2 protein-coding genes are annotated in these 1485 nt (G+C 65.0%); both read left to right on the plus strand.

What is annotated here, in order from left to right; genetic code table 11:
• Nucleotides 1-825, plus strand: an 825-nt coding sequence (locus AC1DYI_RS35335) for a choice-of-anchor tandem repeat GloVer-containing protein (RefSeq protein ID WP_477208760.1), incomplete at its 5' end; no start/stop codon positions are given.
• A 134-nt stretch (nucleotides 826-959) separates the two neighbouring features.
• The coding region (gene upp, locus AC1DYI_RS35340) for a uracil phosphoribosyltransferase (protein ID WP_477208761.1) at nucleotides 960-1485 on the plus strand (526 nt) is incomplete at its 3' end.

Here is a 1485-nt window from a genome sequence, read left to right on the forward strand (position 1 = left end):
GGTGTCGACAACCACGGCGCCATCTACCGGATGACGCCTAAAGGCACGACCACCACGCTACTCGACCTGAACACCACCATCTGCAAGAGCCCGACCACCGAACTGGCGCTGGGCAGTGACGGCAAGTTGTACGGCCTCACTGCTTCCGGCGGCACGAACAACCACGGGTGCATCTTCAGCGTCAGCATTGATGGCGTCTTCACTTTGCTGCACTCGATGTCGACCGCAGACGGCGATGTTGGCTCGTACTCGAAGCTCCAGGCGGCGAGCGACGGCAATTTCTATGGCACCGGGCGCTACGGCGGTGCCCATGACGGCGGGACGCTGTTTCGCATCAGCCCCACCGGCGAGTTCAAGGTGCTCCACGACTTTGCATCCGTCGCCCGGTCATCGGACGAGCCCATCGAGCCGACACCGGCGCTGGTCGAGGGCCCTGACGGCCTGCTCTACGGCACCTCGTATCAAGGGGGTGCAGAGAATGTTGGCGTGCTTTTCTCCATCGCCAAAGACGGCAGCGGGGTGAGCCTGGTGCATGACTTCGCCAACAGCGGCAAGGGGCTGCGTCCGGTGGGCGACTTGACCCTGGGCAGCGATGGTCAGCTGTATGGGGCTACCTACAAAGGGGGCATCCGCGGCCCGGGACACTACTACCGGGTCACGCTGGAGGGTCAGTACACCAAGCTGTACCAAATCGACCGCGAGCTGAAGGAAAGCAGCGCGTTGCAAGGGCGGATGGTCGAAACCGCTCCCGGCGTGTTCTACGGCACGACCGGCACGGGTGGCAAATACACCCAGGGAACGATCTTCAAGCTGCAGGTGAACTGACGCGGTTGCCGACGCCCGAGCTTCGGCTCGGGCGCGCAGCGGGATGGACGGCATGGGGGGCAGGTGGAGGAGCAACGCGTGCGGTCGCCGGCCTCACTACACTGCCGGCATCGCCCACTGATGTACCGATCACCATGCCCGTCATCGCCGTTTCGCACCCGCTGGTGCGCCACAAGATCGGCCTGCTGCGCGAGGCCGACATCTCGACCAAGAAGTTCCGTGAACTGACCGGCGAGCTGGCGCGATTGCTGGCCTACGAGGCCACCGCCGACTTCCCGCTGGAAAAGGCCACCATCAACTGCTGGAGCGGCCTGACCGAGATCGAGCAGATAGCAGGACGCAAGGTCACCGTCGTGCCCATCCTGCGTGCCGGGCTGGGCATGCTGGAAGGCGTGCTGGACATGATCCCGAACGCCAAGGTCAGTGTGGTGGGCCTGAGCCGCAACCACGAGACGCTGCAGCCCGAGCATTACTTCGAGCGGTTCGTCGGCAAGCTCGAAGAGCGCACCGCGCTGATCATCGACCCGATGCTGGCGACGGCCGGCTCGATGATCGCCACAGTCGACCTGCTCAAGCGCCGCGGCTGCAAGGACATCCGTGCGCTGGTGCTGGTGGCGGCGCCCGAGGGCATTGCCGCGCTCGACAAGGCCCACCCCGACG

The sequence above is a fragment of the Ideonella sp. P3_A4 genome (genome assembly GCF_056403075.1).